Origin of the sequence: Rhodococcus sp. EPR-157 (genome assembly GCF_001647195.1) — a bacterium.
Lineage (GTDB): Bacteria > Actinomycetota > Actinomycetes > Mycobacteriales > Mycobacteriaceae > Rhodococcoides.
The window spans coordinates 42,161-50,971 of the sequence record NZ_LVCV01000176.1 but is presented as its reverse complement, the minus strand read 5'-3'; the positions used below and the strand labels follow the sequence as shown (position 1 = coordinate 50,971).

Here is an 8,811-nt window from a genome sequence, read left to right as displayed (position 1 = left end):
GACCACCGCTACACGAGAGCCGTAATCGACTTGGCCTCCGACACTCCCGTCGACGAGCCTACCGTCCAACTGCAGCAATCCGCGGTCCTCATCGTCGACGGTACGTTCCTCCAGAAGCCCGAGATCGCCGACCTGTGGGACACAACCATCTTCGTTCACACTTCGCTCGACGTCGCCAGACGACGCGGGGTAGCTCGCGACGCGGAGGCGCTCGGCGGAAACGAGCAGGCAGACAACGCATTCAAGGTTCGCTACCACGCGGCGTCACAGATGTATCTCGACGAAGTGAGGCCAGCCGAGCGTGCGAGCCTGGTGTTCGACAACGACGACCTCGATCACCCGTCAGTCCGAATGGCCCATCCTGAATCACCTTGATCTGCCGGACGCCTCGTCGAAGCATTCACTCTGCTTTCCGACGAAAGCGCGAGACGTCCACGGTGATCCGGGCAACCACGTCCGCGTTGGCGGGGTCGGTGAACGCATCCGGTGTCGTCCATCGAACAGTGCCCACTTCAGTTAGGCCCGTTGCAGTTGGACCCGTTGAAGTTGAACCCGAGAGGTCGATCGTCGACGTCACGCCGTCGGGGCCGATGCGCCGTAGTGTGTGCGTGCCGTCGACGCACCACTGGGTGCCGTCGGCTCCCGTCGCTCGATCTGCGCGCGTTGCAGCGACATCTGCCGGGCCGTCCACGGGCACAATGCGTCGGTCGACTTCGTCCAACATGCGCAATCGCTGCGCATCCGGGTAGGTGCGCACGAGGCCATGCCTCCGGTCATCCATCATGTGCGACCGCGTCGAGCCCAGGAGGTACAGCCGTCCCTCGTGGACTGCGCTGGTTCCGCCGCCCTCGGTGGTGTATCTGTCGACACTCAGTTCACCGTCTGGGGCGAGAATGCAGCGGTGGATGTCGTGCTCGGAGGTGATCCAGCAACCGTCGTCGACTGCGTGTATGCGTCGTGCCCATCGGTCGATCGTGGGCTCGATGGTCAGCGGCAAGAAGTATCGGGTGATCGTCGAGCTCGTTGTTCCGCCGTGGCCGGGTTGCGGCTTTGTCCTTACAACCTCACTTGCCGCTATGTATGTACATATATCGAGTCGATATAATTTGCGTATATGCTCGCAGAGCGCATCGCAGAACGCGGTCCAGTGATCGGAGAAGGGGGTAGTCGTGCTCGAACTAGCAATTCTCGGCCTGCTACTCGAAGCTCCGATGCACGGTTACGAGCTTCGGAAGCGCCTGACCGGCCTGCTCGGAGCATTCAGAGCGTTTTCCTACGGCTCGCTGTACCCAGCTCTACGTCGCCTACAGGCGGACGGGCTGATTGCCGAGGACGCCGGTCCGGACACTCTTGTGAAGCGTCGAGCACGGCGCGTCTACGAGCTCACTCCGGAAGGCAAGAAGCGATTTGCCGAACTCGTAGCCGACACAGGACCGCAGAACTACACAGACGACGGATTCGGCGTACACCTCGCCTTCTTCAGTCGCACCCCGGCGGAAGCCAGGATGCGCATTCTCGAAGGCCGGCGACGTCAGGTCGAGGAGCGCCGCGAAGGGCTCCGCGAAGCCGTGGATCGAGCAAGCGGGACGCTCGACCGCTACACCCGTCAGCTTCACGAGCTCGGACTCGAGTCGAGTGACAGAGAGGTGCGCTGGCTCAACGAAGTCATCGCAGCCGAGCAGGCGGGCCCGACCGCCACCCCCAAGTCGACACATAGAACGAAACCAGAAGGAGAACCCGACCATGGGTGAGAACAGCAACGCCATCCGCGTGGCCATTGTGGGTGTAGGCAACTGCGCCTCGTCCCTGGTACAGGGCGTGGAGTACTACAAGGACGCGGACGAGAACACCACTGTCCCCGGCCTCATGCACGTCAAGTTCGGCAAGTACCACGTCCGCGACGTCGAGTTCGTCGCCGCATTCGACGTCGACGCCAAGAAGGTCGGATTCGACCTGTCCGACGCGATCTTCTCGAGCGAGAACAACACCATCAAGATCGCCGACGTTGCTCCGAAGGACGTCCAGGTACTGCGCGGACCGACCCTCGACGGACTCGGAAAGTACTACCGCGAGACCATCACCGAGGCCGACGGCGAAGCGGTCGATGTCGCTCAGGCACTGCGTGACGCCAAGGTCGACGTGCTCGTGTCGTACCTGCCCGTCGGATCCGAAGAGGCCGACAAGTTCTACGCACAGGCATCGATCGACGCAGGCGTCGCCTTCGTCAACGCGCTGCCCGTCTTCATCGCCAGCGACCCCGTCTGGGCCAAGAAGTTCACCGACGCAGGCGTTCCCATCGTCGGCGACGACATCAAGAGCCAGGTCGGTGCCACCATCACACACCGCGTCATGGCGAAGCTGTTCGAAGATCGCGGTGTTCAGCTCGACCGCACCATGCAGCTCAATGTCGGTGGCAACATGGACTTCCTCAACATGCTCGAGCGCACGCGCCTCGAGTCGAAGAAGATCTCCAAGACCCAGGCCGTGACGTCGAACCTCCAGAAGGAGTTCAACGCCAAGGACGTTCACATCGGACCGTCCGACCACGTCGGCTGGCTCGACGACCGCAAGTGGGCCTACGTGCGCCTCGAAGGCCGCGCCTTCGGTGACGTGCCACTGAGCCTCGAGTACAAGCTCGAGGTCTGGGACTCGCCCAACTCCGCAGGCGTCATCATCGACGCTGTGCGTGCGGCCAAGATCGCTCTCGACCGCGGCATCGGCGGACCGGTCATCCCGGCTTCCGCATACCTGATGAAGAGCCCGCCGAAGCAGCTCGCCGACGACGTCGCGCGCACGCAGCTCGAGGCGTTCATCATCGACGCGTAGGTCCAGCGGTTTCAAGGCGGCTCCGCCGCCAGTGGCGCGGTTGAGTGCACAGCAATGCACTTAACCGCGCCACTGGTGCGGAGCGCCTCCGCCTTGGGCGGGATGAATCACAGGTCGAGAACGACCCGCTCACCGGCCGAGCGATCGGTGCAGATCAGCATGCCCTCCGGGCGTCCGACGGCCGGTACACGACACGTCCCACAGAATCCCTGCCTGCAGGAATACGCAATATCCGGACGGAACGGTTTGACGGCGTCCAGGACAGACTTGTCCGCTGGCACCGTGACTCGCTGCCCGGTCCGCGCAAGCTCCACCTCGAACTCCGCGCCGTTCACGATCGGCGGCGCCGAGAACCGTTCGAAGTGAAACTCCGAACCCGGGTTCACACCCCGGTTCAGAACAGCGATCATTGGCATCGGCCCGCACGCGTAGACAGCGGATGTGGTGCGTGATCCCGTCAAAAGTATGTCTGCCGAGGGAATTCCGTCGACGTCGTCCGTCCTGATCGTCACCCTGTCGCCGTAGTCGTCGATCTCGTCGAGAAACGGCAACGAGTTCCGGCTCCGGCCGGTGTACACCATCGACCAATCCAGTCCGAGTCGGTGCGCAAGTCGCATCATCGGCAGGATCGGAGTGATTCCGATACCGCCCGCGACGAAATGCAGATGCTCGGCAGTGGACCCGTGACCTGGAACTGCGAACGCAAACGCGTTGCGTGGACCGCGAATGATCAGTCGGCTCCCGACACCGACGTCGTCGTGCATCTCCATCGATCCGCCGTCGCCACCCGGTATGCGACGCACCGCAATTCGATAGCGCTTACCGTCGGCCGGGTCGCCGCACAAGGAGTACTGGCGAACCCTGCCCGACGGCATCTCCACGTCGATGTGGGCACCCGCCCGCCATGCAGGGAGTTCGCTACCGTCGGGCGATGCGAGCGTGAAGCTGACGACGTTGTCGTCGTGGGCCTCGACAGCTCTATGGGCCACCACCACCTGCCGGCGTCGATCACGTCGCTCACCGACTACGTCGCTTCGGTGCAGGAATCGGAGAGAATGCATGTGCGCGTTCATCAGTCGCTCGAGCACGCGCAGAAGCGGATCCCGCCCGCGACGGCCGTAGAGGTCCGGCGGCACCGCGTCCGGAATCGGCAACGCGAGATTCACGTCAGAGCCGCCCTGGCTGCCGGTGACGTGGCGAGATAGGCCACGGCTTGAGCTGTGCTGCCTTCGTTCTCGGGGGAGTACGACGGTTTCAAGTATCGCGCAACGCCTTTCGTCATCCGAGCCAGAGAAGGAAGCGAACCGCGGCGCATCGCAGACATCCAGGCCCACCACAGAGCGATGTATCCGCGGTCCTTCAACGCCGGGTCCTGCCGAACGATGAACCGAGTGCCCCGAAGCATCAACACGAGGAACGCGAGGAACGCGAAGAGCATCGAAATGTTGCGACGAAAGTAGCCGACGCCGAAGTACATCGCCACGTCGTGCGCGACGTTTCGGTGCTCGACCTCTTCGGCCCCGTGCCAGCGAAAGAGATCGATCATGACGGCGTCGCCGCCGAACTCGTCCCACCGGGAGTTGAGCGCATAGTCTCCGAGGAAGGCAGTCATGTGTTCGATCGCACCGATCAGCGCGATTCGCTCGACCAACTGCTGCTTCTGGGCCCTGGCGGACAAGGCAGGTCGCGGGCCGAGCACCTTTCGCATCAGATATTCCGCATGCGCTGCAAACGGCCGTGGGTCGATATCGTGCGCGTCGAGGTAGTCGTGCAGAACGACGTTGTGCGTCTCGGCATGCATCGATTCCTGACCGATGAATCCCAGCACGTCCTCACGGAGCTTCGCATCGGCGATCAGCGGTAGAGCCTCGGCGTACGTGGCACAGAACCACCGCTCTCCCTCGGGCAGAAGCAGATTCAGCGCACTGACGGTGTGCGAGGCAATAGGCTCCTCGGGCATCCAGTGCAGCGGTGTCTGCGACCAGTCGAAGGAGACATTGCGGGCCTGCAGGGATACTTCACCGGGGTCATGCTCGTTCATGTTCGATCCTCTCCACGAATGCACAGGTCTCTCGCGCGACCAAGGCAGGGTCTTTCAACGGAAGCCAATGCCCCGAGCGCACATCGGTCCGGCTCACCCGGGTCACCCATCGCTCGATACCGTCGAACGACGCAGGCCGGATCGCCGGATCACGCCTGGTGACGAGCAGGTGCACCGGAACATGGGTGTAGCGCTCCTGAGGCCTCAGCACTTTTTGCAGAACGTTCGCGCGGTAGATCCGCAGTCCACTGACCATGTCGCGTCGGAACGTCGGCGAGAGGTTGACATTCCGTTTGTCCACACGTTCGACGATGCGCAGCGAAGTCGACCAGATCCACCTTCGCCCGAACACCCGAAAGAACACCCGAGGCAGCGGGCCGGCCATGAAGAACAACGTGTAGGCGCCGGAGATGAGCTGAGTCAGCAGCTGCCACAGGCCTTTCGGTGTGAACTTCGGATTCTGCAGCCAGAATCCCATGTGGTCGAGACTCGGACCGGAGATCGAGGTGAACGACGCGATCCTGGTATCGGACCCCGGCTCGCAGATCGCCTCCCAGACCTGGACCGAACCCCAATCGTGGGCCAGGACGTGGACCGGCGTCGAGCCTGCCACGGCGTCGACGACGGCCATGAAGTCCTCGGCGAGCTGTGCGAGCTTCATCTCGGCAACGGATCCGTCGCCTGTCGAGGCTCCGTGACCGCGGGTGTCGTACGTGACGACGCGGAACTTCTCGGCGAAGTGCGGCACCACCCCGTCCCATAGATGATGCGTGTCCGGCCAGCCGTGTACGAGCACGAGCACCGGCCCGTCAGGGTTTCCGTGCTCGTGCACCGACAGCTCTGCCCGGTCGGCGTTCACCGTCCGCGCTCGGGCTCGCTCTGTGAAAATCGTCATCGATGCTCCTGCATGTTGTACCGCTAGTACGATAAACGTTACCGTCGGTACGGCGTAGGTGAACTCTCCCCAATTCCCGCCAGGCTGTCAATAGTCGCGCACCACTACCTGGGACAACGCCTAGACTGAGCGGATGCCGACGTCACGCGACCCGGAAGCGCGCAGAAGCAGAGCCCGGGACGAATTCGTCGATGCGGCCTACCGAGTTATCGACAGTGGCGGGCCGAACCCGAGCATGAACGACATCGCGCGAGAGGCCGGAGCAACCAAGCCCCGGCTGTACCGTCAGTTCGCCGACAAGGCCGATCTCTACAGCGCGGTAGCTCAGCGGATGGCGGACGAGGTGTACACACTCGCGGTCTCGGACTTCAATTTCCTCCTCGATGCACCGGTGTCAGCGCTGCGTCATGCCATCACGGGATACGCCGAGGTCGTCGGACGCCACCCGAACGTCTTCCGGTTCCTCGCGCAGTCGCGGACCACACCCGAGGACTCCGCGGCGGCGCCCCCGCTCGACATCGGCCGGGACATCGCGACCCGGTTCTCGACGGTCGCGGAGACGATCCTGAAGTCGGTCGATGCGGACACTACCGGGATCGACTACGCGTGCCGGGCTGCCGTGGGTGCGGTGTTGGCGGCGACCGACCTGTGGTTGGACGATCAGGAACTGGAGGCCGCCGAATTCGTCGACCAGCTCTCCGCCCTCGTCTGGGGGCTGCTCGACGCGTTCCTGCGGCGCAAGGAGATCGACCTCGACGGTGACGAACCGATCTTCGTGGCGCTCGCGCGGCTCAAGGGTTGAGTTTCGGCTCGCTCGGCCTACCCCGGGTAGTGACCGAACGGCTCATTCGGTCACCTTCGGGCGCGAACGCGCACCTTCCAGCCCAGGCACCCGTTGCAACCCGCGCGCTCGCTGCAACCTGCGCGCCGAGCTCCGAACCGCAGCGAACGGCTCATTCGGTCACCTTCGGGCGCGAACGCGCACCTTCCAGCGCACACACACTCAGGCGCGAATTCTCCGCACCACGAATCCGAGCGCCACGAGCAAGCCGAGGAGAACGAGGGACGGCCACACCTGGGGCTCGCCCCCGACGATCCCGGCGACCGCGGCGATGAAGGCCATCAGCGCGAAGAAGCCCAGGATCCCCGCGAGCAATTGCAGGTGGTCCTGAGCGGTCATGACTTCACGCCACCCGAGGTGAGACCAGAGATGATTCGGCGCTGGAAGATCAGCACCATGATCACCAGGGGGATCGCGACGATCGTTCCCGCCGCCATGATGGCCGCATACGGAACCACGTGTGGGTCGTTGCCGGAGAACCGCGCGATGGCCACCGTCACGGGTTCTGTCTTGTCGCTGGACAATTGGCTTGCCAGCAAGTACTCGTTGACCGCAGCGATGAACGCGAGAATGGCGGTGGTGAACAGCGCAGGCGCAGCGAGCGGCAACATCACCAAGCGGAACGCTTGGAAGCGTCCGGCCCCGTCGATCCGAGCGGCCTCTTCGAGCTCCCAAGGCAGTTCCGCGAAGAATGCTGCGAGTGTGTAGATGGTCAGGGGGAGAACGAACGAGATGTTCGGAATGATCATCGCCTGGTAGCTGCCGATCCAGCCGATGTTGGTGAAGAACTGGAACAGCGGTGTCACGAGTGCCACGACCGGGAACATCGACGCCCCGAGCACGACCCCGACCACCATGTACTTGAAGCGAAAGTCGATCCGCGACAAAGCGTATGCGCAGAATATTCCGACGACGAGGGCGATCAACGTCGTCGCACCGCCGATGATCAGACTGTTGATCACCGCGCGAATGAAGTTGTTGCCGTTGCTCGTCGACAGCGCGTTGGAGAAGTTCTCGAGGGTTACATGCGTCGGCCAGGGTGTGGTGTCGAACGTGTACCTCGGATCGCGGAATGCGGTCACGGCCATCCAGTAGAACGGAGCGAGTCCCCAGACCAGGATGATCACGACACCGACGTATATCCTTGCCGCTTTCACGAGGCCGTTCCCTTACGTTGATTCTCCTGCGTGGCAACCGCATTGGCTCCAAGGAACTTCACCAGGATGAACGCCACGATGAAGATCATGATGAACGAGATCGTCGACAGCGATGCCGCACTGTTGAAGCCCTGACGTATCTGTTCGACGACGAGGATCGAGATCGTCCTGGTCGCCGGGTTGCCTTCGGTCAGGATCGCGGGAAGGTCGTACATGCGCAGTGCATCCATCGTGCGAAACAGAATCGCGACCATGAGCGCCGGCTTGACCAGCGGAAGGGTGATCTTGGTGAATCGCTGCCACGCGGATGCGCCGTCGACTCGCGCAGCCTCGTAGACATCGGACGGAATCATCTGCAGCCCAGCGAGAATGAGCAATGCCATGAAGGGCGTCGTCTTCCACACGTCGGCAATGATGACAGCGAATCGCGCGGGCCAGGCGTCGCCTGTCCAGAGGATGTTCGTTCCGAGAAGCTTGTTGGCGATTCCGTCGTACGCGAAGATGAAGTACCAGAGCTTGGCCGTCACCGCCGTCGGGATGGCCCATGGGATCAGGATCGCGGCACGCAGCAACGCGCGACCGGCGAACGTCTTGCCCATGATGACTGCCATTGCGAAACCGATCACGACCTCGATCGACACCGTGACGACGGTGAAGAACGCGGTATTGCCGACGGCTCCCCAGAACTGAGAGCCGAGTGTTCCCGGCGGGCAGGGGACGAGTGTCCCCGATGCCGACGTGCACTGCTGAAGAATCCAATGCGTGTAGTTGGAGAATCCGGCGCTGCCACCTTTGACGAACATCCCCGTCGCCGGGTCCAGTCCCGCGTCCTTCTGGAACGACATGACCAGGGCCCGGATCACGGGGTAGACGATGACGATCGCCAGAATCACGAGCGTCGGTGCGATGAGCAACCACGCGCGGCCGGAACTCAATCCGAACCGCTTCTTCTTCTCGGTGCGTGCATGCCGACCGCGGCCGGGGGAAATTCCCCCGGCCGCGGTCGTGTCTACAGCCCCACTGGTGTCACCAGTAGGTAGAGCCATGAAGT

The 8,811-nt window shown here is 63.0% G+C and carries 11 protein-coding genes; 4 read left to right on the top strand and 7 right to left on the bottom strand.

From position 1 onward, the window contains the following. A partial coding sequence (locus A2J03_RS08010) for a hypothetical protein (RefSeq protein ID WP_231912420.1) occupies window positions 1-375 on the top strand: 375 nt, incomplete at its 5' end. 25 nt (window positions 376-400) lie between these two features. Here the strand turns inward: A2J03_RS08010 and A2J03_RS08005 are convergent. After that, window positions 401-997 carry a hypothetical protein gene (locus A2J03_RS08005; RefSeq protein WP_068371816.1) on the bottom strand — a complete coding sequence of 199 codons (597 nt, stop codon included), beginning with the start codon at window positions 995-997 and terminating at the stop codon, window positions 401-403. A 172-nt stretch (window positions 998-1,169) separates the two neighbouring features. Here A2J03_RS08005 and A2J03_RS08000 point away from each other — a divergent pair, with 172 nt between their 5' ends. Further along, window positions 1,170-1,751: a PadR family transcriptional regulator gene (locus A2J03_RS08000; protein ID WP_068371813.1), complete on the top strand. Its 582-nt coding sequence runs from the start codon at window positions 1,170-1,172 to the stop codon at window positions 1,749-1,751. After that, window positions 1,744-2,826 (top strand): inositol-3-phosphate synthase, encoded by a 1,083-nt coding sequence (locus A2J03_RS07995; RefSeq protein WP_068371810.1) that lies wholly within the window; start codon window positions 1,744-1,746, stop codon window positions 2,824-2,826. The genes A2J03_RS08000 and A2J03_RS07995 overlap by 8 nt, the downstream gene beginning before the upstream one ends. 107 nt (window positions 2,827-2,933) lie before the next feature. Here the strand turns inward: A2J03_RS07995 and A2J03_RS07990 are convergent, their stop codons facing one another. Genes A2J03_RS07990 through A2J03_RS07980 form a run of 3 tightly spaced genes read right to left on the bottom strand, consistent with a single transcriptional unit; the run spans window position 2,934 to window position 5,762 of the window. Continuing rightward, the gene (locus A2J03_RS07990; RefSeq protein WP_068371807.1) at window positions 2,934-3,992 is read right to left on the bottom strand and encodes a PDR/VanB family oxidoreductase; all 1,059 of its coding nucleotides are present in this window, start codon (window positions 3,990-3,992) and stop codon (window positions 2,934-2,936) included. After that, entirely contained in the window at window positions 3,989-4,867 is an 879-nt protein-coding gene (locus A2J03_RS07985; RefSeq protein ID WP_068371805.1) for a metal-dependent hydrolase, read from the bottom strand. The genes A2J03_RS07990 and A2J03_RS07985 overlap by 4 nt, the downstream gene beginning before the upstream one ends. After that, window positions 4,854-5,762, bottom strand: coding sequence for an alpha/beta fold hydrolase (locus A2J03_RS07980; RefSeq protein WP_068371802.1), 909 nt, complete (start codon window positions 5,760-5,762; stop codon window positions 4,854-4,856). Before A2J03_RS07980 ends, A2J03_RS07985 begins: the two co-directional genes overlap by 14 nt. A gap of 133 nt (window positions 5,763-5,895) precedes the next feature. Here A2J03_RS07980 and A2J03_RS07975 point away from each other — a divergent pair, with 133 nt between their 5' ends. Continuing rightward, a complete protein-coding gene (locus tag A2J03_RS07975) occupies window positions 5,896-6,564 on the top strand; it encodes a TetR/AcrR family transcriptional regulator (RefSeq protein ID WP_068371799.1) in 669 nt (222 codons plus the stop codon). A gap of 201 nt (window positions 6,565-6,765) precedes the next feature. Here A2J03_RS07975 and A2J03_RS30950 read toward each other — a convergent pair whose 3' ends face one another. The 3 genes from A2J03_RS30950 to A2J03_RS07965 are packed head-to-tail and all read right to left on the bottom strand — an operon-like array spanning window position 6,766 to window position 8,806. Further along, the gene (locus A2J03_RS30950; protein ID WP_197480665.1) at window positions 6,766-6,942 is read right to left on the bottom strand and encodes a hypothetical protein; all 177 of its coding nucleotides are present in this window, start codon (window positions 6,940-6,942) and stop codon (window positions 6,766-6,768) included. Further along, entirely contained in the window at window positions 6,939-7,760 is an 822-nt protein-coding gene (locus A2J03_RS07970; protein ID WP_068371795.1) for a carbohydrate ABC transporter permease, read from the bottom strand. Before A2J03_RS07970 ends, A2J03_RS30950 begins: the two co-directional genes overlap by 4 nt. Further along, window positions 7,757-8,806, bottom strand: a complete 1,050-nt coding sequence (locus A2J03_RS07965; RefSeq protein ID WP_197480664.1) for a carbohydrate ABC transporter permease — start codon at window positions 8,804-8,806, stop codon at window positions 7,757-7,759. The genes A2J03_RS07970 and A2J03_RS07965 overlap by 4 nt, the downstream gene beginning before the upstream one ends. Between the last annotated feature and the right edge of the window lie 5 nt (window positions 8,807-8,811).